A 26606-nucleotide genomic window follows, 5' to 3' on the forward strand; every position below is an offset into this window, starting at 1 on the left:
GGAAGGATGTGAGTGTTGCAAATGGAAAATTCCTATCGTTTTTTTGAGAATAAAGATTGTAAATATTTCCCCTGCCACAAGGGACTTGCAGATTTCAACTGCCTGTTCTGCTACTGCCCCATGTACCGCTTGGAGCACTGCCCCGGGAATCCCAGGTATTTCGAGAAAAATGGCAGACGGATCAAGGATTGCTCGGGCTGCACCTTCCCGCATGATCCGGAGCATTATGATACGATCATGCAGATTCTGCGGGAGAATTAGACACTGTCCGACAGCTGCAGCGAAAATGGTAGCAGGTCCGGCGGGAGATTATTCCGCCGGTATCCATCCGTCCTCGCCGACGAGGACGTTTTCTTTGGAGAAATACGTCTCCACCTCCGGATTTACAAGGCATCTGGAGAGAGGGCTGCGTCCGGAACAGTCCGCACCGGGACCGAAGTTCCCATATTCAATATAATCTGACAACACTTCTGCACGAACTTTTCCCCAGTTCTGCCAGCCTTCGGGACAGATATGATCCCCCAGCTCACAACAGATAAACGCTGTCTTCGCGCAGTCTCTCCAGGGACGACCGAGATAGACGGAGTCCGGCTCCTCGCCTGTGATCCGACAATGCGAGAATACAAGACCGAATTCCTGTCCTGCGGGAGTGCTGGCGGCGGTGATATATGCTTTTCCCTCGCTGACTCTGGCGATGGAATGGATCTCACAGTGATCGAAGAATGCAGTATTCGGTCCGAAGATATAGTCCACATCGCCGCAGACATAACAATCCTTGAAATAATTCCGATAGAACTTATGCACGATCGGCACTTCTGAAGCCTGGAAGAAGTCCGGCAGCATCAGTTTCTTCATATTACAAGTCATCGGATCTCCGTTGAAGATTGTATCCTGCCACCCTGTGAAACGACAGTTGTAACAGCTCAACCGGTCGGCTGCTGCATAGACTGCCAGCGCCTGCCCAGCGAGATATCCGGGACCGGCGGTGCTCTCAATCGTCAGATTCCGCAGCGTAATATCTTTCCCGGCGATAAAAATTACCGCCGTATTAAACGTTCCATACTCTCCGGAGGCGTCCGGACGGGGCTTCTTTGCACCGTCGCCGTAACGGAAGACGGTCGTCAGGGGATCATCTCCCACAATCTCAATATTTTCTTTGCGGATAAATAACTTCTCTTCATAGATGCCCGGTGCCACCTCGATCCGGATCGCCTCATCATGACGATCGTCGATGGACAGGATCGCCTCCTGTAACGTTGAGAACGCGGACGGGTCATTTTTAGATACGTGTATCGTAGTCATTTTCTTAATATTCCTCCTTGATCAATCTCTGATAGATCTTAAAATTTCAAAAACAATTGTAAATACTGGGTTTCAGCAACGCAATTATAAAAAAATGAACTGCTTTCAAATTCTTGTCATTTGTTATTTTTTGAGATTATTTGAAATTTTTTGGATTGAGAATCTCTCCGGAGGCATGATATGTATAATGCAACGGACGGACACGGCGCCGGATTACAGAGAGGAGGAAATGCAATGCCTGGAAAACAAAAAGGGCAGGTCGTAAACAGACCACATGGGAACAATAAAGTAGCGGAACACTTTCGCAAATATTATCAGTTATGGCTGCTGGCACTTCCCGGAATCGCACTTACATTGATGTTTGCCTACATCCCCATGTCGGGACTGGTCATCATATTTAAGGATTACAATTTTAAGGACGGAATCTTCGGAAGTCCTTGGGTGGGATTGAAAAACTTTGAATTCTTCTTCGCCAACTTCAGTAACGCATGGAGGGCAACGAAGAACACGATTATCCTGAATCTTTTTTATACCGTATTCGGTACGGTGGCAGCGGTAGGGCTCGCAATTATGTTCAACGAGATTCGTCACAAGAAATTCCTCAAGGTCAGCCAGTCGCTGTCGATCATGCCTTACTTTATTTCATGGGTAGTGGCAGGTGGTATTTTAAGAGCACTGCTCAATTACGACGGCGGCGCGATCAATAACTTATTGGTAAGCATTGGCTTCGAACGCCTGGATTTCTATAACGATCCGAAGTACTGGAGAGTCATCCTCACCCTGTGCAATATATGGAAATCCGCAGGATACAACGGTATCATCTACTTTTCGACGATCGCAGGCTTCGACACCTCGCTCTACGAATCGGCGCAGGTAGACGGCGCGAACCTCTGGCAGCGGATCCGTTACATTACAATCCCTCTGCTGAAGCCGACGATTATCATCCTGTTCCTGCTGTCCATCGGTAAGATTATGAGCGGCGACTTGACCATGATGATGTCTATCACAAATCTGTCTCCGATGCTGTTAGATACGACAGATATCATCGATACTTACGTATATCGTTCGGTTATCGGTGTAGGTGACTTTGTAATGGGTTCTGCCGTGGGTCTGTACCAGTCCATCTTCGGTTTTATTCTGGTACTGTTCTCCAACTGGCTGGTAGGACGCTTTGACAAGGATTATCAATTATTCTAGGAGGAAGATCATGGAAAAACAGAAAAAAATAAAACGTTGTGCCTCCGACAGGGTATTGATTACAATATTTTACATACTAGTAGCGATTTTCGCAATTGTATGTCTCTATCCGCTGCTACTCGCGATCGGAACCTCTTTCGCGGATGAAGCCTCCGTAACGGTCAACGGTTACCGCGTCATCCCGAAAAAGTTCAGCCTCTCAGCGTACCAGATGATCCTCGGATCCATGGGTAAAAACCTGTTGAATGCCTATACGGTGACCATTGGCGTTACAGTATTCGGTACACTTCTCTCGGTTCTTATATCTGCGGCTTTTGCCTATGTGCTGACCGTGAGAGAGTTCAAGCCTAAGGGCGCATTGAATATGTTCCTCTACATCCCGATGATCTTTTCCGCAGGACTTCTGCCCTGGTACATCATGTGTACCAAATATTACCATCTGACAGACAGCTTCCTCGCACTGGTGCTGCCCTGCTGTATGAACGCCTTCAACGTGTTCCTGCTACGCAACTTCTTCAAGTCCATCCCGGAGGAACTGGCGGAAGCGGCGAAGATTGACGGGGCGAACTATCTCTGCATCTTCCGAGTGATCTACTTCCCACTGGCAAAGGTAGGTCTCGTGACGGTCGGACTGTTCTATGCACTGAGCTACTGGAACGACTATTATCTGTCACTGATGTTTATCAATAAACAGAATATGTATCCCTTACAGTACTATCTGTACAATATGCTCTCCAACGTACAGTTCATGGCAAATCAGGCGAATGCCTCCCTCGGATACAACATCAATATTCCGTTGGAGACGACCAAGATGGCAACAATCTGTGTGACGGTCGGACCGATCATACTACTCTACCCTTTCGCACAGAAATATATCACCAAAGGTGTGATCGTCGGAGCAGTCAAGGGATAACACAGGATTATTAAAAAAGGTTTCTAAAAAATAGCAACATAGAGTACAATAAAACATAGGAGGTTACTTATGAAAAGAAACTGGAGTAAAAAAGCACTTTCCCTGCTGATGGCAGGAACCATGATGGCGGGACTGGCAGGCTGCGGTTCCGATGCAGCACAGAATGACAGCAGCGCCGCGGCATCCGCCGCGCAGAGCAGTGCCGCACAGAGTACGGATGCGAGTACCAGCGACAACCCGCTGCGTCCCGATACTCTGGATACCATCACGGTTGTATTGTTCGGTGAGGAATCTCCCCGTATGCAGCAGTTAATGGAAGAAAAATATCAGCAAGTATTTATTGATGAGATCAACACCAAGGTAGAACTGATGTATCTGCCCTGGACCGAGAACGGCGCAGGTGGCAAGGTTGACCTGATGATCGCTTCCGGACAGGAATTCGATGCCTGCATCGTAGATCCCACTTGGGCTGCCAGCAGCTACAGCAAGGGTTATTTACAGGATCTGTCCGATGTGATTGACAAATATCTGCCCGACTGGCACGAGAATATGAATGCTACTGCATTCGACGCTTACCGTTATGACGGCGGTGTTTATGCAATCCCTATCGGTAACAAGCCGACCGCCGGTGTATACAATACCGTATGTGTAAGACAGGATATCATGGATGCCATCGGCATGGACAATATCGCAACGTTAGACGACCTTACCACATATGCTGAAAAAGCAAAAGAGCAGTACGGCTTATATGCGACCTACGAGCTGGCAGATGCAGCTTACATCATCCGAGGTACCAGCGACCGCAATCTGATTACTGTAGACAAGAGCAATCTGTGGATCGACCAGGATACCAAGGAATTCGTAAGCCTCGTGGATTCTCCGGAGTTTGAGGCAGCTGTAAAGCTGTACAATAACTGGTACAACGAGGGACTGATCCCAAAGGATATTTTGACCAACACTGTAACCCTGCCTTTCCAGGCGAACATGAGCTCTCTGATGCGAGGAACCTGCGGCACTACCCTGATCGAGAACGAGCCGGGTCTCCAGACGGTAGTACCCGAAGGCAAGACTGCTGAGTACTATATCAGTCCCGATAAGCCGATCTACAAAAATAGTTACGAGAACACAGCATTCCAGGTACCCGTCACATCCGACAAGGCTGACCGTGTAGCGATGTTCGTGAACCTGTTACAGAAGAATACCGAGCTGGCAAACCTGTTTGCATATGGCATAGAGGGAACCGACTACGAGCTGATCGATGGTAAAGTATCCAAGATAAATAACGATGAGCTGTTCTATGAGTGGATGATCTACAACGTAAATATTTCCACCCCGAGTACTGCTTATACCGATGAGTTTATGGAAGTATATAAGAACTGGGATAACGGCGCAAAGCCCTCCGCAACCTTCGGCTTCAATATTGATTACTCCAATATCAAGACCGAGAAGGCACAGATCGACAGCGTATGGGATGAGCTTGCAAAGCCCATGCTGGCAGGTCTGAAGGACTATGACTCCAATATCGACGAACTGAGATCTGCACTGAAGGCAGCAGGCTGGGATACCTATGTAGCAGAGATCCGGAAGCAGTACGACGAATTTCTGGCTAATAAATGATTTTCGGGCTGCCTGTTCTTGCAACAGGCAGCTTTTTTTCTTAAAATAGAGATGATTAAAATAGATAATAAAGATTATGAGGAGATTTCGGGATGAACAATAAATGGCAGAACGCAGTCCGGAGCATGGAGCAGCGGATGGAAAGCCTGCGGTTAAATATGCACGGCTATCAGATCCTTTATCGGGGGGAGTTGATCGGCGAACATTACTGGGAGTCTTTTCATAGGGACAGCCTGCACCGGATGTATTCGATTACGAAGAGCTTCACCTCGCTGGCGACGGGACTGCTGGCAGCGGAGGGCAAGCTTGGCTTAGACGATCGGATCTGTACGTATTTTCCGGAAAAGCTGCCGGAGGGTGGCGCACATCCATGGTGCGAAGAAATGACGATCCGGGATTTACTTACGATGCGTACCTGTTATGAATCCACGACCTTTAAACGCTATGACGGTGACTGGGTGGAGTCCTTTTTCCGGGTGACACCGGATCATGTGCCGGGAACGGTGTTCAATTACGACACATCGGCGTCCCATGTGCTGGCGGCGCTGGTGGAGAAGCTGACAGGTATGGATATGTTGGACTATCTGCGGAAAAAGGTGCTTCGCAGGGTCGGATTCTCCGAGGAAGCCTATATTCTCAAGGATCCCTATGGTGTTAGCCAGGGCGGCAGCGGTCTTGTGAGCAAGCTGAGTGACCTTGCGGGGATTGCCATGTTATGCTGCCGCGGCGGTGTTTTGGACGGTGAGCAGCTGATTCCGGCGGATTTCCTGCGGGAGGCGACCGCTTGTCAGGTGCCGACGAATCTTCAGCCGACGTTTGACGAGCAGCTGGGTTACGGTTTTATGATGTGGAAGACCCGTTATGATGGTTTTGCATTCTATGGAATGGGCGGTCAGCTGGCGCTCTGTTACCCCGAACGGGATCTTGTATTCCTTACGATGGCAGATACGATCGGGAATCCGGCGGGACTGCAGATGATCTATGACTGCTTTTATGATACGGTATATCCTGCGGTGACAGGAATGCCGGAATATACAAATACACAAAAACTGCCAGCCGGAGAGAGACGGCGCGGTGTAGAGCACTGGCACTTTTATGGAATGCAGGACAAAGCGGGAGCAGCCTGCGATTCCAGTGGTTGGGAGACGGTTGTCTTTGACTGGGAGCAACGTATCATAATACTTGTGTCAGCAGAGAAAACCTACGAGTGGTATTATGGTGACGACACATGGGAATACCAGAAGTTCCCGGAGACAGACTATACCTGCATGTGCCGTGGACAGTGGATGTTGGGACATTTTGTATTTCATAGCTTTCTTATTGATGAGGAGGAAGGGCACGTTGCGATGGACTTTGCGTGGAAGGGTAATCGGATGAGTGCCCGGCTGGTAAGCACTTCGGAACCGCCGTTTGTAAAATTAAAAGGCTTCTGGGCGGCGGAGCAGATAGAATAAGTGTAACAAAAGATTCAGATGGAGAGTAAAAATTCGGATGAAGATAGTTCAGAAATACAGAGGAAAGATCATTCTGAGGAGAATATTTGCGGTGTGCTTCGGACTGGCAGCAGTCTGCATTCTGCTGTCGTGTATTCTCGGCTTTGGGTGGTTCCGTGTGTCGCAGATCCAGCAACAGGAGAGTGATTACGAGAGCCGGATGGATACCTATGTACTGGTATTGCAGAATTACGGCAAATCCATGGAGAATGTGGTAACAGTGCTCGAAAATGACGTCTATATCCGCAAGCTGATCAACCGGAATACATTTACATGGGACAACACCGCGGGGATCGCGGCGCAGGAGGTTACGAATCTTGTTTCTGTGAATCCGATGATTCACTCCGTCTATGTCTGGCTCGAGGACGATTATCTGATCAAAAGCACAAATCCCTCCTATCCCATCGACCAGAACGGGGATGCGCGGATGCTGGATATTTTCCAGATGAGCACGTTTCACGAGAGTGCGGTCATTCCATATCTGGATATCTATGGAAAGAGCCAGAACCTCCTCTGCCTGACTAGCGGATCGATGGATCCCACCACTGGGGGCAAACGCAGCGGCATCCAAGTCAACATGGATCTCGACAAGATCATGACCTCAACCCTGCCGAAGACGGAGGAGGAACAGTTCCTGCTGATCGACAGGGACGGGAATATCGTTTATGAGCAGGGAACGCGGGAGATGTACCGGGTCGGGGAACGTCTGGAGGATATTCTGTGGAAAAACAGAAATCTGACCGAGACGTCCGCCGAGATTGTGCGCACGGCGCAGGGGAGATTCCTGTCCGTAGCTACGGAGATTGATGACGAATTTACGCTGGTATGGCTGATTTCCTACCGACATCTCACCGGATCGATGACCCGGGTCGGCTTCCTCTTTTTGGGAATTGGTCTGCTTGTGGCGATCATCGTACTACTTCTCGCGCTGCTGATGTCGAATCGTGTATACAATCCGATCGGCGAGATGGTGCGGACTGCCAGCGAGGAGGGATTGCCCTCCGAGGCAATGGCGAGACAGCTGGAGAATACGGAGCTGTACAGCATCGCCCAGACCTATCAGACGATGGTGCAGAGACTGAACCATATCAACCTGCGCAAAGAGCAGGAGGATCTTGCAGCTTATCTAATCAGCAGAGAGAAAACCGCAAAATTGCCGGAGTGGGTGGAAGAGATTTACGCCAAGCCGGGTGTCCGGATTCGTGTCGTGGTCATGCGCCTCAGCGATATCCAGGATCTGCACAGTAATAACACGGAAGAAGCGATCGCTTTTGAGATGGAGACGATCAAGACGATCGTCGAGCAGACGCTCCGTGAGTTGGGCAACGTCCTCGTTTTGCCGGTAGACCGTGAGTTTATCGCGGTGATTCTGTTCAGTGAGGAGAGCGTAACGGAGGAACGTGTGACGGTGGCGTCGCAGCATATCCTTGAAGTCACCGGAGAGCTGATCCATATCGGCATGGATGTGGGAATCAGTGGAGAAAAGGGCGAAACAGAGGGATTTGCGGAGTTAAATCTCATGTATCAGATGGCGCGGGCAGCGACAGCATACCGTTTTATCTATGGTATGGGTGCGGTGGTTACGGAAGGAGAGATGGCGCAGAGGGCGTTAAATGGGGAACAGGCACCGTCATCAGAAGAATTGATCCAGAGACTCCGGCAGAGTGATCGGACAGGCTTTTCAGCGGAGTACCGCAGGATTGTCGGGGAACTCAAAAAGCTATCGATCCAGAAAGCGCAGGATGCACTGATGGAGATCGCTGGGCAGATGCAGACCTACCGGAATTCGTTGCAATACCGTTTTGAACCGTTGACGAAGAAGGATTACGAGGTACTGGCGGGACAACTGGCATCCTATGAATATATGGACGATGCGGAGGACTGGTTTTTCCGGATGGCAGAAGAAATCTGGCTGATCCTCGAGCGGAATCGGCAGACGGGCAGAGAGGACGTTGTGGAGAAGGCGATAGCGTATTTGCAGAGCAATTATGGCGATCCGAATATCAGTGCCCAGTATCTTGCGGACAAATATCATATTACACCGTCCTATTTCAGCCGCCTCTTCCATGAAAAATGCGGCTGCACCTTTCCTGACTATCTGGTGGCGCTCCGCATCGAGCGGGCGAGAGAACTACTCCTCGAGCGGGAGAACCTCAGCATACAGGAGATCTGTGAGCTTGTCGGCTACAGCAATGCATCCTATTTTACGACCAGCTTTAAGAAAAAATACGGCATGACACCGGGGCAGTTCCGCCGGAGCCAGCATTAAACCTTAGCGAATGATGCTATTGAGTGGATGAGAGGAAAAAGACATGATGAAATTATATGATATCACGGAGAAACCGTTGAAAATCTACGGTCTCGCTGTGGCAGACAGTGAGAAAAGACATTTTTTCAGGCTGCCCGAAGAGGCACTGGAGCGCTTCCCACAGTACGGCTACCTCGGAAGAAGAGCTGTCGGCGGCAGAGTCCGCTTTCAGACGGATGCAAAGAAATTATATGTAAAAATGACTCTTGCGGGTACGAAAGAGGATATCAATATTCCGCTGTCCGGCTCGGCGGGCGCAGATATTTATCTCGGAAAGGGCACAGAGGCGACATATCTCGGTTACATCGCGCCAAAGATCCATATCGAGGGCGAGATTACAGTGGAGAAGACTTTTGACCTCACGGGAGAGGAGGTACTCGTAACGATCAATCTGCCGAGAAATGATCATCTCCTTGAGATGCAGATCGGCATCGAGGAGAGCGCGAAGCTATGGGAAGCACCCGAGTATACCGTGGAAAAGCCGATCGTATTTTACGGTTCCTCGATTACAGAGGGCGGATGCGCACCCCGACCCGGAAATGCTTACACCAGTATCGTCAGCAGATGGCTGGATGCGGACTACCGTAACATGGGTTTTTCCGGCAGCGCACGAGGCGAAGAGGATTTCGCGGAATATCTTGCGGGATTTCCCGAGATGAGTCTCTTTGTCATGGATTATGATCACAATTCGCCGAGTCCGGAGCATCTGGCGGAGACCCATGCACCGTTTTTTGAGATCATCCGGAAAGCGCATCCTGATGTTCCGGTGCTCTTCCTCAGCCGTCCCGATACCGATGCGGAGCCAGAGGACAGCATCTGCCGTAGAGATGTCGTCCACGCTACCTACGAGGCGGCGAAACGCAGAGGCGATGAGAAGATTTGGTTTGTCGACGGACATGAGCTCTTCGGCAAGATCGGACGCCCTGAATGCACCGTCGACGGCTGCCACCCGAATACTCTGGGTTTCCTGCGCATGGCGGAGCAGATTTACCCGGTTATGCAGGAAATGCTGAAAAATGTCTGATCTATTTTAGAAAAATATATTTATAGTAAATCTCTGGTCTTACATACAAGATACAGTGGAAGATTGGTGATGTCACCATCCTTCCGGTAGCCGCGTTTGGAAAAACGTAAGGCTGCAGCAGGGTGATTTTCTGCAACATATCTTTTGAAAGAGGGAGCGGATTTATCTTCCCCGGCTTTCACTTCCACCGGAATGATATCGGTTCCGTTTTGAAGCACAAAGTCAATCTCGCTGTTTTTATCAGAGTAGTACCGGGGAGCGATTTCAAATTGTCCCTGCAACTGCTGTAAAATATAATTTTCCGTTAATGCTCCTTTGAACTGGTAGCTTGATTTTAACAGAATGGCACTGTTGTCGATACCGGCCATATGCTTAAGCAGCCCGGTATCAAAGACAAATAGTTTAAACTGATCCAGCTTGTCGAAGGCTGAAAGTGGATGCTCCATTTTGGAGACATTATATACGCGATTGAGCATTCCTGCCGAGACCAGCCATTCGATAGCTTCTTCAAAATCTCTTGCCCTTCCTCCTTCGCGGACAGCACCATACATAAATTTCTCGTTTGGCTTTGCAAGCTGAGCAACGATACTGCGGAATACTAGAAGAATACGACCACTGTTGATCTTCCCGTTATGCTTTGAAAAGTCATTTTCATATATTTCGATTAACTCCCGTTGTATCTGGGAGATTCTTGCCGGATCCTTGTATTTGATCCAGGAGGATACGCACTCCGGCATTCCTCCGATGATAAAATAATAATTGCATGCTTCAGATAGACGAGAGTGAAAAATCTCTTCGATCGTTTGCTCTTTTTGAATGCTGTCATAATAGGTATATAGGGCAGGATCCGTAGCTTCGAGAAATTCGTCAAAAGTCAGTGGGAAAATATCGAGTAGATTTACCATGCCTACCGGATAAGATTTTGGCTGGGCTAAAATGGTTCCCAACAGACTTCCGGCGGAAACCACATGGTATTCGTTCGCTTTTTCTTTAAAGTATTTCAGAGTGTTTAAGGCCTCGGGACATTCCTGGATCTCATCAAAAAGGATCAGAGTCTCACCGGGTTGGATTTTTTCACCGCTTATCATGGACAACAATTCGATAATGCGGTGGGGGTTTTTGTTCGCCTGAAAAATGGATTTTAATTCATCCTCTTCATCGAAGTTGAAATAGACATAATTAGCATAGCAGGTCTGTCCGAATTCCTTCATCAGCCAGGTTTTACCCACCTGTCTGGCACCTCGCAAAATCAGAGGCTTTCGTTCCGGGTCGTTTTTCCAGTTTATCAGGGATTGCATTGCATTTCGCTTCATAAATACACCGTCCTTTTCGGGAATAATAATAGCATAACACATTTTTCTGAAAAATAAACAACTGTTTTGCACATTTTTCTGAAAAAATCAAATACCAATAATCACATTTTTCTAAAATACAAAAGCCGATAGTCTGTTTTCGCAGATTACCGGCTTTATTTATGCGCGGAGACGGTGGGATTTGAACCCACGTGCCCGAAAAGGGCTAACGCATTTCGAGTGCGCCCCGTTATGACCACTTCGATACGTCTCCAAAAGATTACAACGTAGATTATTTTATCTGAAAAATGCCGGTTTGGCAAGGGGAGAAACGAAAAAACCTTTTGTAATGAGATTGTTACTGCCTACGTGATAATAAGGTTGAAAGCGGTAGTTATAAAAAAAGATGTTGACAGAACAACATCTAAGTAGTATATTGCAAATAAATACTTTGATAATCAAAGTATTCGCAGGGCAATGCTGTACGATATAGCGAAGCCAAAGCAATTGTGCCGAAGAGAACAAAGCGGCAAAGACAGAATATTAAAAAAGAATGCATAAGGAGAGCAAAAACATGTTAGAGAAAGTAGCAGCTATCATCAGAGAACAGTTAAACCAGGAGAATGTAGAAATCACGGAGGCGACCCGTTTCAAGGAGGATCTGGAAGTGGACTCCCTGGATCTGTTTGAACTGGTAATGGCGTTTGAAGAGGAATATGGTGTGTCCATTCCTTCCGAGGAATTGGAAAATATGGCAACAGTAGGTGATGTTATCAGATATATTCAGGAGCATGCGTAAGAACGGCATATCTGACTGAATGCAAGAATCCGCAGGCATCAAATTCGGGGGCTTTTGACCCCGACATCAGAATATGTAATATAACGCAGAATGACGAGAAGGATCAGAAAGACAATGAAAACAAAGATCACGGAACTTCTACAAATAGAATATCCCGTTTTCCAGGGCGGTATGGCCTGGGTGGCAGAACATAAGCTGGCGGCAGCGGTATCGAATGCCGGAGGCTTAGGCATCATCGGTGCCGCTTCCGCTCCGCCTGAGGTTGTCCGGGAGGAAATCCGTAAATGCAAAGAACTGACTGACAAACCCTTCGGCGTGAATATCATGCTGCTCAATCCCAATGCGGAGGATGTAGCGAAGATCGTCGTGGAAGAAGGGGTAAAAGCGGTAACGACTGGTGCTGGAAACCCGGGAAAATTCATGGAGCTGTGGAAGAATGCCGGAGTGAAAGTCATTCCGGTGGTGGCCAGTGTGGCTATGGCGAAGATGATGGAACGGGCCGGCGCAGACGTCGTAGTGGCGGAAGGCATGGAGAGCGGCGGACATATCGGTTCCACCACGACCATGGCGCTGGTTCCTCAGGTGGTGGATGCGGTATCGATTCCGGTGATCGCAGCCGGAGGTATCGCCGATGGCAGAGGCATGGCGGCGGCCTTCATGCTGGGGGCAGAGGGAATCCAGATGGGTACCCGGTTCGTAGCATCCAAGGAATCCATTGTCCATGAAAATTACAAGAATCAGATCATCAAGGCAAAGGATATCGATTCCGTGGTGACGGGAATGTCTACCGGACATCCGGTGCGTTCTTTACGTAATCAGATGACCAGGGAGTATCTGAAGCTGGAAAAAGAGAATGCCGATTTCATGGAACTGGAAAAGCTGACGCTGGGATCTCTCAGGAAGGCAGTGCAGGACGGAGATACCGTAAACGGAACACTGATGGCGGGACAGATTGCAGGCTTGATCCGCAGAGAACAGACCTGCCGTGAGATTATTGAAGAAACAGTGCAGCAGGCGCAGGAGTGCATAGCGGCACAAGGACAGCATAAAAAAATATAGCGACAGGTAACCGCTGACAACAGATTTCGAACAGCGACAGGCGGCGTAGTTATATGGAAAACGGCGCATTATAAAAATGTGCTGTAACCGAGGAGAACAATAGCATCACATAGTAATTAGGAGAGGACAAAATGAGCAGGATCGCATATTTATTCCCGGGACAGGGCTCCCAGTACATAGGAATGGGCAAGGAGTTCTATGATACTTACCCGGAAGCACAGGCGGTATGGAAGCTGGCAGACAAGGTGCTCCAGAATCTGTATTGGCAGGATAAGCGGGAAGCACAGGCGGATAGTGGACATCCGTACTCTATGGAGCAGCTGACTTTTGAGGAAAATCCTTATATCAACATTACAGAATATACGCAGATCGCCATGCTGACCATGGAAGTGGCTATTCTGAAAGTATTGGAGGCAAAGGGTCTGAAAGCAGAGATGGCAGCAGGATTAAGCCTTGGAGAATATGGGGCACTGGCTGCAGCCGGTGTGATGGAGCTGCCGGATCTGTTCCGTATCATCCGGATGCGTGGTATCTATATGCAGGAGGCCTATCCGGAAGGCGGAGCCATGACAGCAGTATTGGGACTGGACGGAGATGCTGTGGCAGCAATCTGCGAACGGACAGCAAAAGAAACCGGTAAAGTCGTCTCCGTAGCAAATTATAATTGCCCGGGACAGATCGTGATCACCGGGGAGGCAGATGCAGTAGAGGCAGCATCGGAAGCGCTGAAGGAAGCAGGCGCAAAACGCTGTGTACCCTTAAAGGTCAGCGGACCGTTCCATTCAGCCCTGTTAAAAAATGCAGGAGAACAGCTGGCAGAAGAATTGAAAAGCGTCAAGCTGTCAACCCCTTGGATTCCTTATGTGTCCAACGTTACAGCGGATTATGTGACAGATGCGTCACAGGTTGCGGAACTGCTGAAACAACAGGTATCCAGTCCCGTTCATTTCACTCAGAGCGTAGAGCGGATGATCGCAGATGGTGTGGATACTTTCATAGAGATCGGTCCGGGGAAGACACTCAGCAGCTTCGTACGGAAAATTGACAGAAATGTCAAAGTATACAATATCGAGAAACCGGAGGATCTGGACCGGGTGATGGAGGAGCTGGCATGTTGACAGGAAAAAGTCTGACAGGACGAGTTGCTATTGTCACAGGGGCCTCACGAGGCATCGGAAAAGCAGTGGCACAGGCACTGGCAGCAGAAGGAGCCACGGTGATCATTAATTATAACGGCTCTGCAGAGGCGGCGGAAGCAGTGGCGGAGGACATCCGAAGCCAAGGCGGCATGGCGGAGGCTGTGAAATGCAATGTTGCAGATTTTACAGAGAGTGAAGCCTTTGTAAAGGCAGTAACAGAGAAATACGGCAGAGTTGACATCCTTGTCAATAACGCCGGGATCACACGGGACAATCTGATCGTGCGGATGACGGAAGAAGAATTCAATGCAGTCCTGGATACGAACCTGAAAGGCGCATTTCACATGATCCGGCATCTGACGAAGACCTTTATGAAGCAGAGATATGGGAAAATCATCAATATCTCTTCTGTCAGTGGCATCGCCGGAAATGCAGGGCAGGCTAATTATTCTGCCTCCAAAGCGGGACTGATCGGTCTGACGAAAAGTGTAGCGAGAGAACTGGCATCCAGGAATGTCTGTGTGAATGCCGTGGCACCCGGATTTATCCGGACAGATATGACAGATAAGCTTCCGGAGGCGGTACAGGATAATGCGGTTGGACAGATCCCGCTTAAGAAAATGGGAAGACCGGAGGATGTTGCACAGGCGGTTCTGTTCCTGGCAGGAGATGCCTCGGACTATATTACCGGCCAGGTGCTGTGCGTGGACGGCGGTATGGCAATGTAAAAAATACCTCCGGCAACAGGAAAGCAGAATAGAAAATATGTCCGCTAACAGTACAGCAGGATAGAAAATAAGTCAGGATGCGAGGGAGTATATCACGTATGGGTAAAAATAGAAGAGTTGTAGTAACAGGCATGGGAGCTATCACTCCGATTGGAAACAGCGTAGAGGAATTCTGGAATGGTATCAAAGAGGGCAAGACCGGATTCGGTCCTATCACCTATTTTGATACTGCGGATTACCGTTGTAAGCTGGCGGCGGAAGTGAAGGATTTTGATCCCGCACAATATATGGACAAAAAATCCGCCCGCAGAATGGAGCAGTTCTGCCAGTTTGCTGTGGCGGCTGCCGGACAGGCCATCTCGGATGCTGGTCTCGACATGGAACAGGAAGATCCTTATATGGTGGGCTGCAGTGTGGGAAGCGGTATCGGAAGTTTACAGGCCATGGAGCGGGAATATGACCGCCTGAAGGAAAAAGGCCCCGGCAGGGTAGGCCCCATGCTGGTGCCTCTGATGATCTCTAATATGGCAGCAGGCAATGTCAGCATTGCCTATGGGCTGAAGGGCAAGAGCCTGAATGTGGTTACTGCCTGCGCAACCGGTACACATTCCATCGGAGAAGCATACCGTACGATCCAGTACGGTGATGCGGATGTAATGATAGCGGGAGGAACGGAAAGCTCCATTACCCCCATCGGAATTGCCGGATTTTCAGCACTGACAGCGCTGTCATTTAGTGAGGATCCGGAACGGGCATCCATTCCTTTTGACAAGGAGAGAAACGGCTTCGTCATGGGAGAGGGTTCCGCTATCGTGGTACTGGAAGAGCTGGAGCATGCAAAGAGGCGCGGGGCGAAGATCTATGCGGAACTGACCGGCTACGGCTGTTCTTCGGATGCTTATCATATTACATCCCCTGCGGAGGATGGCAGCGGAGCAGCCACCGCCATGCTGAATGCCTTAAAAGACGGCGGGGTGGCACCGGAAGAGCTTACCTATATCAATGCCCATGGAACCAGCACCCATCATAATGACCTGTTCGAGACCAGAGCGATCAAGCTGGCATTTGGAGAACATGCATATGACCTGAAGATCAATTCCACCAAATCCATGGTGGGACATCTTTTAGGAGCAGCAGGTGCAGTGGAGTTTGTCACCTGCGTAAAAGAAATTCAGGAAGGCTATATCCACCGCACCGTGGGACTGCGTGAGACGGAGGAGGAACTTGATCTGAATTACTGCCGGGACAGCTACAAAGAAGAGGTGCCCTATGCATTGACCAATTCGTTGGGCTTCGGCGGACATAATGCGAGTCTGTTGTTGAAGAAGTACACAGAATAACCGCAGCAGATGTTCAAGACACAGGATAGAAGGCAGAGCATCAACGAGGACGATTGCAGAATGCGAGGAAGTAGTTGATACGACAGCATTCGCGGAACGGAGGAACAATGTCAGTTTATAACACCCAGGAAATCATGGAGATTTTGCCCCACAGACATCCCTTTCTGCTGATCGATACTATCGAGGAGCTGGAGCCCGGTGTTCGGGCAGTGGGACGCAAAAATGTGACCTTTAACGAACCGTATTTTGCCGGGCATTTTCCGGGGAATCCGGTGATGCCGGGCGTGTTGATCATGGAAGCACTGGCACAGACAGGGGCTGTAGCAATTCTGTCTCTGCCGGAGCATCGTGGCAAGACCGCTTATTTTGCAGGGATCGACAAGGCAAAATTCAAACAGATGGTGCGCCCCGGAGACACCTTGGAGCTGGAGACCACCATTATCCGCAGTAAGGGACCGGTGGGTGTCGGGGAAGCGATCGCCAAGGTAAACGGAAAACTGGCGGCGAAAGCAGAGCTTACCTTTGCGTTAAAATAAGAATAATCTGCGGAAGTGATTTTTTATGAGCGGGACAGAGAGATAAAAGTGACGCAGAATAAGAGGTGCAGGTATGGGAAGTGTAGATACAGAAACAGAGATCAAATGCCCGAAATGTAAGAAAATGATAAACAGAGACCGGGCAGCGAAAAATAAATATGTCTGCTATGAGTGTGGTTATTATTTCCGGGTGAAGACCCACAACCGGATCCGCATGGTGGCAGACCGGAAAAGCTTTCAGCCCTGGTTCGAGGAGATAGAAGAGAGCAATCCATTGAAATATGAGGGCTATGAAGAAAAGCTGTCGGAGGCCAGGGAAAAATCCGGCGTAAAAGAAGCTGTGACCGTAGGTGAATGCGAGATCTACGGGGAAAAGGCTGTGATCGGCATCTGCGAATCCAAATTTATGATGGGCAGTATGGGTCATGTGGTCGGCGAGAAAGTCACCCGGGCTATAGAGAAAGCTACGGAACGGAAACTACCGGTATTTTTGTTCTGCTGTTCCGGCGGTGCGAGAATGCAGGAGGGAATCGTGTCACTGATGCAGATGGCAAAAACCTCCGCAGCGATCAAACGGCATGGAGAAGCAGGACTTCTCTATGCGACGATCTTGACAGATCCCACCACAGGTGGTGTAACGGCCAGTTTTGCTATGCTGGGAGATGTGATCATGGCGGAACCGGGAGCCTTGATCGGCTTCGCAGGACCGAGAGTTATTAAGCAGACTCTGGGACAGCGCCTCCCTGATGGCTTCCAGACAGCGGAATTTTTGCAGGAGCATGGTTTTGTGGACGGTATCGTCCGCCGGGAGAATCTGAAGAAGACCTTATATTTCCTGATCACGACGCATCGGTGCAGTGAGGGGAATTATGCGGATTTTAAGAAAAATATTGACTTCCATTTTGAACCTACGGAGATTGTGAAGGAGCGGTCATTCCTGACACTCCCCAGAACGGCATGGGAAAAGGTCAAGACCGTCCGGAGAGTGGACAGGCCGGCAGCGACCGATTATATTCCCTACATTTTCGATTATGTAGTGGAGGCTCACGGAGACCGTTATTATGGGGATGATAAAGCACTGGTAGGTGCAGTGGCATTCCTGGACGGGCAGCCGGTGACAGTGCTGGCAGATGTGAAGGGCAAGGATTTTGCGGAGTGTGCCAGACGCAATTACGGTATGCCCATGCCGGAGGGATATCGTAAGGCACTGCGCCTGATGAAACAGGCGGAGAAATTCAACAGACCCATTATCAGCTTTGTGAATACGCCGGGAGCCTTCTGTGGCGTGGAGGCAGAGGAGAGAGGCCAGGGCGAAGCCATTGCCCGGAATCTGCTGGAGATGTCAGCTTTAAAGGTGCCGGTATTGTGCATTCTCATCGGAGAAGGCGGCAGCGGCGGAGCATTGGCTACGGCGGTAGGCAATGAGGTATGGATGATGGAAAATGCCACATACTCGATCCTGTCTCCCGAAGGCTTTGCTTCTATATTATGGAAGGATGCCGACAGAGCCAGAGAAGCCAGTGAAGTCATGAACATCACTTCGGAAGATCTGAAACGGCTTGGTGTCATTGAGCGGATCGTACCGGAATACGGCGGAGCAGACCAGAGTACCGTGGAAGCCATCGGCGGTTATCTCAAGGAACATATCAAGGAATTTCTGCAAAAATACACCGGCATGACCGGTGAACAGATCGCAGAGGAACGTTATGAAAGGTTCCGCAAGTATTAAAGCGGTAACGAGAGGTGATGTGGGATGAAGCACGGAAAAATGATCCTGGGGGAATTACATGCAGATATTCCCGTGATCCAGGGAGGCATGGGTGTGGGAATCAGTCTGTCCGGGCTGGCCGGAGCAGTGGCAGCTGCCGGTGGGATCGGCATCATTTCTACTGCCCAGATCGGTTTCCGGGAGCCGGATTTTGACAGAGATCCCATCGCCTGTAATCTGCGTACTATCGGAAAAGAAATAGAAAAAGCAAGACAGACCGCAAGAGGCGGTATCGTCGGTGTCAACATCATGGTGGCAACGCAGCGTTACGAGGATTATGTCAGGGCAGCAGTGCTGGCAGGTACCGACTGCATTATCTCCGGTGCGGGACTGCCGCTGGATCTGCCCGGAGTCGTGGCAGAGACGGAAAACGGAATGCCCGGGCGCAGCCACCGGACGATGCTGGCTCCGATCGTGTCGAGCCCCCGTGCCCTGTCGGTCGTCACGAAATACTGGATGAAAAAATACGACAGAAAGCCGGACTTTCTCGTGGCAGAGGGACCGTTGGCAGGAGGACATCTGGGCTTTAAGCGGGAAGAACTGGATGCTTACACACCGGAGAACTATGAGAGAGAACTTACGGCAATGATCCGGCAGGCAGCAGAACTGGAAATTCCACTGATCGCTGCAGGCGGTATTTATGACCGGAGGGATCTGGAGCATTGCCTGTCCCTGGGGGCTGCAGGGGTACAGATGGGAACCCGTTTCGTGACCACAGAGGAATGTGATGCGGCGGAGGCGTACAAGCAGGAGTATCTCCGGGCGCAGAAAGAAGACATTGTCATTGTGAAAAGCCCGGTGGGAATGCCGGGCAGAGCTATACAGAATGCTTTTCTGGAAAAGGTGGCGGCCGGGGAACGGTTTATGACCGGATGCAGACATTGCATTAAGACCTGCGATCCGAAGACAGCACCGTATTGCATCACCAGAGCATTGATCAATGCGGCAATGGGAGATGTGGATAACGGACTGCTGTTCTGCGGCAGCAATGCCTGGCGGGCGCAGAAAATAGAAAGAACAGTGGATATCATGGAGGAAATGGCGTGAGAACCATAAGAATCACCGGAACCGGAAGTGCACTTCCGGGAAGGATCGTTACAAATAAAGAATTGGAACAGCTGGTGGAAACCTCGGATGAATGGATCCGGGAGAGAACCGGTATTGCGGAACGACATGTGTCAGTTGGCGAAACGGTTGTGACACTTGCGTCAGAAGCTGCCCGTAAAGCACTCGAACAGGCAGGAAAAAGAGCGGAAGAGATCGACCTGATTCTGGTGGCAACCTGCTCTCCGGAGCAGTATCTGCCCTGTTGCGCCTGTCAGGTGCAGGCGGACATCGGCGCAGTGAATGCACTGGCTTTTGATGTGAATGCGGCCTGTTCCGGATTTTTGTTTGCACTGAATACCGCGGATGCCTATCTGCGGACGGGACTTGCGGAAAATGCGCTGGTCATCGGCAGTGAGGTACTGTCTAAACTGGTGGATTGGAAGGACCGGGGCAGCTGTATTCTGTTCGGAGACGGCGCCGGGGCGGTAGTTGTGGAGCGATGCAGGACGGAGTCTCGGGCGGTGGAATACAGTAACGCTTTGCCGGAGACAGAGAAAGGGATGCAGGAGACGGCGGAGGAGAAACGGATACCGGTAGCAGGAATTCTGGGCCGGGCACTGCACTCCGACGGCACCGGTGGCGGAGTCCTGCAATGCGGAGCGAGAGAACTGACAACCCCATATGCAAGGACTTCAGCGGCAAAAACGGATCAAAAACAGCAGACGGATGACAGAGAACCTTATATTCAGATGGATGGACAGGAAGTGTACCGGTTCGCTACCAGACGGGTGCCGCAGTGTATCGAGGAAGCATTGGCAGATGCCGGACTTGTTGTGCCGGATATTGACCTGTTCGTATTACATCAGGCCAACGCACGTATCATTGATGCAGTGGCGAAACGCCTTCATGCGGATCGTGAAAAATTTCCTACAAATCTGGAGAGGGTAGGCAATCTGTCCTCAGCTTCCATTCCGGTGCTTCTGGATGAACTGTACAAGCAGGGAAAGCTGCACCGCGGCGATCGTATCGTTCTGGCGGGATTCGGCGCCGGACTTACGATTGGGGCTTGCGTGATGACCTGGTAGACGATATACTGAAAATGATTCGGAGCGCAGGAAGACTGCTTCGAAAAATCTCGGACATACGACAGAGATGTTTCAGATATCGTAGAGGACACTATGGAGAAGAGCAACAACCGGGTGCTGAATGAACTGCTGGTGAACCTGTTCCATAACGTGATGGATGCAGAGGCAAAGGCGGTCATAACAGAAGAATTCAAGGATATTACGAATAATGATATGCACATTCTGGAGGCTATCGGCATCGAGGAACCAAAGAGTATGTCCCGGATCGCGGGGGAACTTCACGTCACCGTGGGAACCCTGACCACGAATATGAACGGCCTTTCGAAAAAAGGCTACCTGGAGCGTAACCGCAGCACACAGGACAAACGTGTGGTGCTGGTGACCCTGACAGAGAAGGGACGGAAAGCCTTTTTCCATCATAGAGATTTCCACAGGAAAATGATCCATACGATCATTCGGGATCTGGACGAGGAAGAAATGCAGACATTGATCAAATGTCTTGGAAAACTGGATATATTTTTCAGAGAAGGCAACGAGGAGTGACCGGAGAGATCCGGTGGCTCCTTTTTTGTGCTTACGATGAGCCAGCCTGCTCGATTTTGCGGTGGGCGCACTTGTTTGACAAAATTTTATAAAAATATGAGACGAATCGTATGGAAAATATTGACGTTACTATTGATTTTTCGGTATAATAAATGATACGGGTAGTATAAAAACAAAATTGGATTTTACATCTGCAAAGGGTTGGGAAATATTTGAAATTTTGCAGGATATAGAAAGGCATGAGGGTTATGAAGAAAAATACAAAAGCATGGAGCATGAAGATGAGACTGGCCCTGCTGGCACTGGCGGCACTGGCGTGGATCGCTGTGCCGGTGAGTGCGAGAGCGGAGGGGGAAACAGTAGATACCTGGGATGGTAAAACGATTGCAGGTGGGTTTGCCGAGGGAGATGGGACACAGGATAATCCATTTCAAATCGAGACAGCGGCACAGCTTGCGTATTTTGCAAAAACTGTGAATGAAGGAGAGGCTTATTTGTATAAATACATTGTGTTGACTGCGGATATTGATTTGGCTAATAAGGAATGGACACCAATAGGAAACCATAGTAATCCTTTTAAAGGGAATTTTAACGGCAATAACCATACTGTGACGGGAATGCAGATAAGTGGTGAATTAGATCGTGTCGGCTTGTTTGGAGAATGCATAAAATTTAATGTTGATAGTGCCATAAAAAATATTACGGTTAAAGATTCTGTTATTTGTGGAATAAACTTTGTTGGGGCTATCGTGGGATACGCAGAAGGAATAAATATTGAGAACTGTCGGAGTATTGGAAATACAATAAACGGCAAAACAGATGTTGGCGGTATTTGCGGTAAGATTGGAGGATATTCGGTTGGTAAAGTCTCGCAATGTTACAATAGCAGTAAGGTAACAGGGCGAGTGAGAGTTGGTGGTATTGCCGGGATGGGTGGTATTGCTGAGAATTGCCTGAATACCGGTGAGATAACGATTATAGATAAAGCTTATCAAAGTGCCTGTGGTGGAATATTTGGCATCTTTGATGATACCACTGCGTCTGCGAGTATTACTGCATGTGTAAATCTGGGGAAAGTCAGTGGGGGAGAATCTTTTGGCGGAATTGTAGGTAGCACTGATTCTAAAAGTACGGGGCATATTTCAAATTGTTATTACAATATGGATGCAATTACCGGAGGCTTTGACGCTGGAACAGCACTAACGGCAGGGCAGCTTTGCGGTGCACTTCCGGAGGGGTTAGATTCTACAAGCTGGAAAGAGGGCAGTGTCGATACCAGCACTGCAGTGGCTACAGGTACAGGAAGTAGATTTGGTACAGCCCCAGGGACTTACATCAATCTGAAAAAGGTGGCAGAGATCGGAGAGACGAAGACTGCTTCCGTACCGGTTTACAACTATGTTACAGCGAATGGCGACGACTGGGATATCTATACCCTGATCACCACGGCGGAGGAATTCGCAGCCATCGGGCAGGATACGGCAAACTGTAACGAAAACTATGTATTAAAAAACAATATTGATGTGAGCCGAGTGGAACTCAGATCTATTGGAGATCCCGGAACTCCATACATAGGAAAATTCAGTGGAGACGGACATACGATAAGCCATGTGGATATGACAAAAGAAAATGATGTTTATAGTTCTGGTTTGTTTGCCCAGATTGGCTACACGCAAAACCAGCTCAGCGAAAGCGGTAAGGTAATGCTGTTGGCTGCCAACGGAGACATTGTTTCGAGTTATTGTGAAACAGGAGGAATTTGTGGAAATTTGTCTGCGGGCGAAATTTATGGCTGCTCCTTTACCGGAACGGTAAAAGGGTCTATGGTAGGCGGAATCAGCGGCGTGGGTGGACAATACACTATGATTTCCCAGTGCTTTTTTGAAGGAGACGTGCAGGGAAAGGATTCTGCGGCAGGAATCTGTGGTATGGGCGGAACTATTGACCATTGCATTAGCATAGGAAATGTCAAAGGGAATGGAGAACTTGCGGGAATATCAAATAGTGGTGATCCCAACCCGGAGAAGTGTTATTTCAATAAAGATATTTGTAACGTAAAAGATGACTGTGATTTGGGACATTCTACCCTGCAACTGACCTCTTCCAGCTTTTTCAAAGAACTCAAAGACAATGGCTTTGATCCGGCCATCTGGACGAAGAAAGCCAACGACAAAGAGAATGGCATAGCCTACTATCCTTCGCTTGGGGAAAATAATGCAGTTGGTGTGAAGTACACCACCGGTCTGCAGTTTGAGAGAGCAGATGACGTTACGCCCACCTATGGACAGGATATAACTTTTAATGTAAAGGCACTGGTAAACTTTGTGGCGGACGTACAGACCATCTCTGCGGAAGATACGGATGGTAGCTTTGAGATCCGGATCGGGGATACTGCGGTGGTAAGCGCAGCGCAGATCCAAAACGGCATCGCAACTTACAAGGCGCGGACTGCAGGTAAGACCACGTTTACCCTCGTCTACAAAGGAAATGACAATTCTTTCTTCTCTGAGAAGACGAAGAATCTGATCGTTGACATCGCCCCGGCAGCACTTGCGGCAGAGGGTGATGGCATCGCCAGAGGAGCCTATGGCAATAAGCTGAGAGAACTCAAAGTGACAAGACTGACGGCAAAACTGGGAACCGAGCCCATCGACGGAACTTGGCAGATCCAGAGCGATGATGACAAGGTTCCTTATGTTGGCGATAGTGAGACCTACACGGCAACGTTTATTCCTACGGAGCATCCGGAATACTATCAGACGCTGACGGCACAGGTAAAATTGGAAATCAGTAAAGCAATTGCTCCGAAGATTCAAGACTTGGATCTCAAATACAGTTGGGCGGCCAAAGGAGAGAAGGCGGTGCAGATACCGGGGTTGCCCGAGGATCTGGGAGAGACAACGATGGAAGTTATCATGTTGGATAATTCCATGAACGTTTTGGCGGCAGATCCCGACATCAAATATTCCGAGGGAAAATTGCTATTCACTCTGGGTGAAAACACCATGGATGATATTGGCGAGCATGCGATAGTAAGTGTTCAGTTACGGTCAAAAAATTATAATGATATTGTGTTTGGCATAACTATCACCCGTACCGCAAAAGCAGACCGCGAGGATACCCCGGATCCGGATGCCTTTGACATGACCTTTACCGTCAGCGGCAACGATCTGGCGGCGCAGATCACCACAGATCGCACTGACGTGGAGTTCAGATTTGATGGAACGGACTGGGGGCAGACCAAATCCACCGGAGTCGGTCACAACGGGAAGGTGACTGCACAGATCCGCTATGCGGAAACCGATGATTATAACGCAAGCCCCGCCGTATCGAAGACATGGAACTCCGGTCACGGCCCGCTGAACCGCCACGACCGGGTGGAACCCACCTGTCAGGCAGAGGGCAGCATCGAATACTGGACCTGCGACGTCTGCGGACTGTATTTTGCATCCGCAGACGGAAGCAAGAGCATAACAGCGACAGAGATCGTTCTTCCGAAGACGGATCATAGCTGGGCAGAAGGATATCTGTCCGATATGACCGGACACTGGCATAAGTGTGGTGTCTGTGGAATCACCAGCAATACGGAAAAGCATGCATCCGGTGGCGCGGCCACCACAGAACGGGCGGAGATCTGTACGATCTGCGGTTATGAGATCGCACCGAAGAAGCCTGCTGCCAGTAACGACGATGACGATGATGACAGCAGTCAGGCGTCCAATACGGACCAGAAGGCCACGGGCGCGGCAACACCTCCCGCAGCCACGGCAACGCCTGCCACACCCGGTGTGGTAAAGCCTTCTGTAATTCCCGTGCCCCCGACAACACCCGCTGCGGACGAAAACCGTAAGGAAGATGCGGCAAAGCCCTCCGGGGAGGCACAGGACACGCAGGAATCGAGTGGAGAAGCACCGCAGGAGGAGCGGATAGATTCCATGACCGCCCAGACTTCCGACTCTCAGGAATCCGGCACAGAGCAGATAACGGAGACCTCCGGTAAGGGAACGAACGCAGGCCGCGTGGCGGCAGCGGCAGCAGCCGGAGCCGTAGTGGTCGGCGGTGGCGGCGCAGCTGTCTACGTGACCATGATCAAAGGAAAGTTTAAATTCAAATAACGTATGATAAGATGATAAGCGAACCTCAGAGGCCCGGTGCTTCTGAGGTTTGTTTTGCCATAGGGGAGAAATCTGCCGGAAATTACAACAAACTATTTTCAGATGAAAATAAATGTATTAAAATAGAAATAAGTATTGGCAGAACGAAGACAGTTTTGCATAGTTACAGCAAACGCAAGAGAAAATAATGAAATATAGAAAACGGAGGATCCTACGATGAAGAGAATCGGAATGTTGACGAGCGGTGGTGACTGCCAGGCATTAAATGCTGCCATGAGAGGTGTGGTGAAGACCCTGGCGAACAGTAAGGAAGAGGTCGAGATCTATGGCTTCCTCGATGGCTACAGAGGACTGATTTACGGTAATTTCCGCATGCTGACAGACAAGGATTTCTCCGGCATCCTTACCAAGGGCGGCACGATCCTGGGAACCTCCCGTACCCCCTTCAAGACGATCCAGGATCCGGATCCCAACGGACTGAATAAAGTCGAAGCCATGAAGCAGAATTATTATAAGCTGCAGCTGGACTGCCTGGTAATTCTCGGTGGTAATGGCACCCACAAGACTGCGAACCTGTTGCGCAAGGAAGGACTGAATATCGTGACCCTGCCCAAGACCATCGACAATGACCTGTGGGGCACCGATATGACCTTCGGTTTCCAGAGTGCGGTGGATATTGCAACGGATGCCATCGACTGCATCCATACCACAGCAGCTTCCCACGGCAGAGTATTTATCGTGGAAGTTATGGGACATAAAGTAGGGTGGCTGACCCTGAATGCCGGAATGGCAGGCGGTGCGGACATCATCCTGCTCCCGGAGATCCCTTATGATATCGATAAGGTGATCGAGAAGATCGAAGACAGGGACAAAAAGGGCTGCCGTTTTACCATTATCGCCGTGGCTGAGGGTGCGATTTCCAGGGAAGATGCTGCCCTGACCAAAAAAGACTACAAGAAAAAGATGGAAAAATATCCGTTCCCTTCCGTATCTTACGAAGTGGCTGCACAGATCCAGGAGAAGACCGGCAGAGAAGTACGTGTCACCGTACCCGGCCATATGCAGAGAGGCGGAAGCCCCTGCCCTTATGACAGAGTATTCGCCAGCCGTCTGGGCTCCGAGGCAGGCAAGCTGATCCTGGATAATCAGTATGGATTCATGGTAGGTTACAAGAACCGTGAGATCGTAAGGGTTCCGTTAGAGGATGTAGCGGGCAAGTTAAAGACCGTGGATCCCGATGCTACCATCGTACAGGAAGCGAAGCTGCTGGGCATCTGCTTCGGCGATTAAGACAGAAAATT

At 49.7% G+C, this 26606-nt stretch carries 21 protein-coding genes and 1 tRNA gene; 19 read left to right on the top strand and 3 right to left on the bottom strand.

The features are described from left to right. The first annotated feature begins 21 nt into the window (after positions 1–21). A complete protein-coding gene (locus tag DWZ61_RS14740; protein ID WP_117466378.1) occupies positions 22–261 on the top strand; it encodes a cysteine-rich small domain-containing protein in 240 nt (79 codons plus the stop codon). 48 nt (positions 262–309) lie between these two features. Here the strand turns inward: DWZ61_RS14740 and DWZ61_RS14745 are convergent, their stop codons facing one another. Further along, complete coding sequence (locus tag DWZ61_RS14745) at positions 310–1302, bottom strand: pectinesterase family protein (protein ID WP_117569093.1); 993 nt, start codon at positions 1300–1302, stop codon at positions 310–312. A 180-nt stretch (positions 1303–1482) separates the two neighbouring features. Between DWZ61_RS14745 and DWZ61_RS14750 the strand changes: the two genes are divergently transcribed. From DWZ61_RS14750 to DWZ61_RS14775, 6 genes are all read left to right on the top strand, one after another. Beyond that, complete coding sequence (locus tag DWZ61_RS14750) at positions 1483–2499, top strand: ABC transporter permease subunit (protein WP_118539398.1); 1017 nt, start codon at positions 1483–1485, stop codon at positions 2497–2499. A gap of 10 nt (positions 2500–2509) precedes the next feature. Continuing rightward, on the top strand, positions 2510–3412 hold the full coding sequence (locus DWZ61_RS14755) for a carbohydrate ABC transporter permease (RefSeq protein ID WP_118504964.1): 903 nt from the start codon (positions 2510–2512) through the stop codon (positions 3410–3412). A 69-nt stretch (positions 3413–3481) separates the two neighbouring features. Continuing rightward, positions 3482–5029, top strand: a complete 1548-nt coding sequence (locus DWZ61_RS14760; protein WP_117466373.1) for an ABC transporter substrate-binding protein — start codon at positions 3482–3484, stop codon at positions 5027–5029. A 92-nt stretch (positions 5030–5121) separates the two neighbouring features. Further along, positions 5122–6483, top strand: coding sequence for a serine hydrolase domain-containing protein (locus tag DWZ61_RS14765; RefSeq protein WP_118539400.1), 1362 nt, complete (start codon positions 5122–5124; stop codon positions 6481–6483). 37 nt (positions 6484–6520) lie between these two features. Then, positions 6521–8791: a helix-turn-helix domain-containing protein gene (locus DWZ61_RS14770; protein WP_117466370.1), complete on the top strand. Its 2271-nt coding sequence runs from the start codon at positions 6521–6523 to the stop codon at positions 8789–8791. Positions 8792–8834: 43 nt separating this feature from the next. Continuing rightward, complete coding sequence (locus DWZ61_RS14775; RefSeq protein ID WP_227061946.1) at positions 8835–9854, top strand: SGNH/GDSL hydrolase family protein; 1020 nt, start codon at positions 8835–8837, stop codon at positions 9852–9854. A gap of 20 nt (positions 9855–9874) precedes the next feature. On the opposite strand, the gene DWZ61_RS14780 is transcribed toward DWZ61_RS14775, so the two are convergent. Next, positions 9875–11167: an AAA family ATPase gene (locus DWZ61_RS14780; protein ID WP_117466396.1), complete on the bottom strand. Its 1293-nt coding sequence runs from the start codon at positions 11165–11167 to the stop codon at positions 9875–9877. A gap of 166 nt (positions 11168–11333) precedes the next feature. After that, positions 11334–11420, bottom strand: a tRNA-Ser gene (locus DWZ61_RS14785). A gap of 300 nt (positions 11421–11720) precedes the next feature. Here DWZ61_RS14785 and acpP point away from each other — a divergent pair. The 12 genes from acpP to DWZ61_RS14845 all read left to right on the top strand — a co-directional run bounded on the left by acpP (position 11721) and on the right by DWZ61_RS14845 (position 26595). Then, positions 11721–11945: an acyl carrier protein gene (acpP, locus tag DWZ61_RS14790; RefSeq protein WP_022312879.1), complete on the top strand. Its 225-nt coding sequence runs from the start codon at positions 11721–11723 to the stop codon at positions 11943–11945. Between the two features lie 114 nt (positions 11946–12059). Next, entirely contained in the window at positions 12060–13004 is a 945-nt protein-coding gene (fabK, locus tag DWZ61_RS14795) for an enoyl-[acyl-carrier-protein] reductase FabK (RefSeq protein ID WP_118539402.1), read from the top strand. A gap of 131 nt (positions 13005–13135) precedes the next feature. Further along, complete coding sequence (gene fabD / locus DWZ61_RS14800; RefSeq protein WP_118539404.1) at positions 13136–14122, top strand: ACP S-malonyltransferase; 987 nt, start codon at positions 13136–13138, stop codon at positions 14120–14122. After that, positions 14116–14871, top strand: coding sequence for a 3-oxoacyl-[acyl-carrier-protein] reductase (fabG, locus tag DWZ61_RS14805; protein ID WP_118539406.1), 756 nt, complete (start codon positions 14116–14118; stop codon positions 14869–14871). Before fabD ends, fabG begins: the two co-directional genes overlap by 7 nt. 98 nt (positions 14872–14969) lie before the next feature. Further along, on the top strand, positions 14970–16211 hold the full coding sequence (fabF, locus tag DWZ61_RS14810; RefSeq protein ID WP_118539408.1) for a beta-ketoacyl-ACP synthase II: 1242 nt from the start codon (positions 14970–14972) through the stop codon (positions 16209–16211). A 107-nt stretch (positions 16212–16318) separates the two neighbouring features. Further along, positions 16319–16747, top strand: a complete 429-nt coding sequence (gene fabZ / locus DWZ61_RS14815; protein WP_118504978.1) for a 3-hydroxyacyl-ACP dehydratase FabZ — start codon at positions 16319–16321, stop codon at positions 16745–16747. A 73-nt stretch (positions 16748–16820) separates the two neighbouring features. Further along, the gene (gene accD, locus DWZ61_RS14820) at positions 16821–18476 is read left to right on the top strand and encodes an acetyl-CoA carboxylase, carboxyltransferase subunit beta (RefSeq protein ID WP_118539410.1); all 1656 of its coding nucleotides are present in this window, start codon (positions 16821–16823) and stop codon (positions 18474–18476) included. A 24-nt stretch (positions 18477–18500) separates the two neighbouring features. After that, positions 18501–19562 (top strand): nitronate monooxygenase family protein, encoded by a 1062-nt coding sequence (locus DWZ61_RS14825; RefSeq protein WP_118539412.1) that lies wholly within the window; start codon positions 18501–18503, stop codon positions 19560–19562. Then, the gene (locus DWZ61_RS14830; protein ID WP_118539414.1) at positions 19559–20647 is read left to right on the top strand and encodes a beta-ketoacyl-ACP synthase III; all 1089 of its coding nucleotides are present in this window, start codon (positions 19559–19561) and stop codon (positions 20645–20647) included. The genes DWZ61_RS14825 and DWZ61_RS14830 overlap by 4 nt, the downstream gene beginning before the upstream one ends. A 93-nt stretch (positions 20648–20740) precedes the next feature. Next, positions 20741–21190: a MarR family transcriptional regulator gene (locus DWZ61_RS14835; RefSeq protein WP_118539416.1), complete on the top strand. Its 450-nt coding sequence runs from the start codon at positions 20741–20743 to the stop codon at positions 21188–21190. 248 nt (positions 21191–21438) lie between these two features. After that, complete coding sequence (locus tag DWZ61_RS14840) at positions 21439–25305, top strand: Ig-like domain repeat protein (protein ID WP_118539418.1); 3867 nt, start codon at positions 21439–21441, stop codon at positions 25303–25305. 216 nt (positions 25306–25521) lie between these two features. Continuing rightward, on the top strand, positions 25522–26595 hold the full coding sequence (locus DWZ61_RS14845) for an ATP-dependent 6-phosphofructokinase (RefSeq protein WP_117466362.1): 1074 nt from the start codon (positions 25522–25524) through the stop codon (positions 26593–26595). The last annotated feature ends 11 nt before the right edge of the window (positions 26596–26606 follow it).

Origin of the sequence: Clostridium sp. AF34-10BH, from assembly GCF_003478095.1 — a bacterium.
GTDB classification, from domain to species: domain Bacteria; phylum Bacillota; class Clostridia; order Lachnospirales; family Lachnospiraceae; genus Acetatifactor; species Acetatifactor acetigignens.

Bases quoted from the DNA above. Each gene is read 5' to 3' on its own strand.
- DWZ61_RS14740 (WP_117466378.1), top strand. From the start codon at position 22: ATGGAAAATTCCTATCGTTTTTTTGAGAATAAAGATTGTAAATATTTC.
- DWZ61_RS14745 (WP_117569093.1), bottom strand. From the start codon at position 1,302: ATGACTACGATACACGTATCTAAAAATGACCCGTCCGCGTTCTCAACG.
- DWZ61_RS14750 (WP_118539398.1), top strand. From the start codon at position 1,483: ATGTATAATGCAACGGACGGACACGGCGCCGGATTACAGAGAGGAGGA.
- DWZ61_RS14755 (WP_118504964.1), top strand. From the start codon at position 2,510: ATGGAAAAACAGAAAAAAATAAAACGTTGTGCCTCCGACAGGGTATTG.
- DWZ61_RS14760 (WP_117466373.1), top strand. From the start codon at position 3,482: ATGAAAAGAAACTGGAGTAAAAAAGCACTTTCCCTGCTGATGGCAGGA.
- DWZ61_RS14765 (WP_118539400.1), top strand. From the start codon at position 5,122: ATGAACAATAAATGGCAGAACGCAGTCCGGAGCATGGAGCAGCGGATG.
- DWZ61_RS14770 (WP_117466370.1), top strand. From the start codon at position 6,521: ATGAAGATAGTTCAGAAATACAGAGGAAAGATCATTCTGAGGAGAATA.
- DWZ61_RS14775 (WP_227061946.1), top strand. From the start codon at position 8,835: ATGATGAAATTATATGATATCACGGAGAAACCGTTGAAAATCTACGGT.
- DWZ61_RS14780 (WP_117466396.1), bottom strand. From the start codon at position 11,167: ATGAAGCGAAATGCAATGCAATCCCTGATAAACTGGAAAAACGACCCG.
- acpP (WP_022312879.1), top strand. From the start codon at position 11,721: ATGTTAGAGAAAGTAGCAGCTATCATCAGAGAACAGTTAAACCAGGAG.
- fabK (WP_118539402.1), top strand. From the start codon at position 12,060: ATGAAAACAAAGATCACGGAACTTCTACAAATAGAATATCCCGTTTTC.
- fabD (WP_118539404.1), top strand. From the start codon at position 13,136: ATGAGCAGGATCGCATATTTATTCCCGGGACAGGGCTCCCAGTACATA.
- fabG (WP_118539406.1), top strand. From the start codon at position 14,116: ATGTTGACAGGAAAAAGTCTGACAGGACGAGTTGCTATTGTCACAGGG.
- fabF (WP_118539408.1), top strand. From the start codon at position 14,970: ATGGGTAAAAATAGAAGAGTTGTAGTAACAGGCATGGGAGCTATCACT.
- fabZ (WP_118504978.1), top strand. From the start codon at position 16,319: ATGTCAGTTTATAACACCCAGGAAATCATGGAGATTTTGCCCCACAGA.
- accD (WP_118539410.1), top strand. From the start codon at position 16,821: ATGGGAAGTGTAGATACAGAAACAGAGATCAAATGCCCGAAATGTAAG.
- DWZ61_RS14825 (WP_118539412.1), top strand. From the start codon at position 18,501: ATGAAGCACGGAAAAATGATCCTGGGGGAATTACATGCAGATATTCCC.
- DWZ61_RS14835 (WP_118539416.1), top strand. From the start codon at position 20,741: ATGGAGAAGAGCAACAACCGGGTGCTGAATGAACTGCTGGTGAACCTG.
- DWZ61_RS14840 (WP_118539418.1), top strand. From the start codon at position 21,439: ATGAAGAAAAATACAAAAGCATGGAGCATGAAGATGAGACTGGCCCTG.
- DWZ61_RS14845 (WP_117466362.1), top strand. From the start codon at position 25,522: ATGAAGAGAATCGGAATGTTGACGAGCGGTGGTGACTGCCAGGCATTA.